We start from the raw sequence: 1,187 nt of genomic DNA, 5'->3' as shown, positions 1-1,187 counted from the left end.
ACCGCATGAGTCATTCCCCTGAATATAAATAAGTGAGCTGGCATCATGGCGAACCAATATAAAAGTCCACTAAAACCAGCAGGATGCCACCAAGCTCTAATATCAAGGGTTCGGTAGTCGCCATGATCTTTTATCGTAAATTCAAGTCGACCAAGACCTGGTGCTTTCATACCAAATAAGAGCGAAATAAAATGTTTATCTTCTAGCGCTATAACTTTCCACGAGTCAATCCTATCGCCCATCTGTAAATTATCTGGGTCTCGACGATAGCGCTCACAAGCGTTACCCCCAATTATTTTGTCCATCCATTCGCGTAAATGCCATAAAGAATTGGCAAAGAAATATTCCGTTCCAGGAGTTCCTAGTCTTTGAATTTGTTGCCATAAAGCATCGAGTGAAGCATCTGTTTTTAATGTGTATCCTGCTTGTTTGGGGTAATAACCATAACCTGTTTGCCAACGTTCTATTGCATCTGGGTCAAATCCCCAAATAGGGTTTGCCACAACTTCTACTTGTTTTTTTAGGGCTATTGAAACGGCTTCTTCATAGGTCAATAATGTTTGTGGTATAGCCTGTTGAATCTGTGTCCCATCGGCTGGGAGGTCAAATCTCAGTCCACCAATTAACGCTTTGGCAATATTGGTTGGAACCGAAGTAATAAACCTTAACCAGTAAGCGGCTAAGGTTGGACTTAAAAATGGAATGGGTAATACTCGAATAGGTTTATGGATGATCTTACCTAAGCGAATCATTTGATCTTTATAGCTCATTTGCTCTGGGCCTGATACATCCCAAATACGATGTGAAGAGGGCGGCATATTGATCAGTTCAAAAAGATAATGGAGTAGGTTACATAAGGCGATAGGCGAATTGCGAGAAGTCACCCATTTAGGCGTTAACATAATAGGTAGGTGGTAGACAAAATCACACATTACTTCAAAGGCTGCAGATCCTGGCCCGATAATAATACCAGCACGCAGTTCGGTTACTGGTTTTTCACTTTGTCTTAATATCTCGCCTGTCGCCTTTCGAGCAATTAAATGTTTAGAATCACTGTTGTTACTTTGTAATGCACCTAAATAGATAACGTGTTTTACTTGGCTTTGTTTTAATCCATCACTGAAATGTTGTGCTGCTTCAATCTCATAGTCAATAAAGTCATGGCCGTGTGTCATGCCGTGAACCAG

The 1,187-nt window shown here is 40.9% G+C and carries 1 protein-coding gene; it reads right to left on the bottom strand.

Features of this window, described 5'->3' with window-relative positions; genetic code table 11:
• The coding region (locus I3252_RS13925; RefSeq protein WP_238035641.1) for a DUF2867 domain-containing protein at window positions 1-1,187 on the bottom strand (1,187 nt) is incomplete at both ends.

Source organism: Psychrobacter sp. Ps4 (genome assembly GCF_022129285.1).
Classification (GTDB): domain Bacteria; phylum Pseudomonadota; class Gammaproteobacteria; order Pseudomonadales; family Moraxellaceae; genus Psychrobacter; species Psychrobacter immobilis_A.
This window is presented reverse-complemented; position numbering and strand designations above follow the sequence as displayed.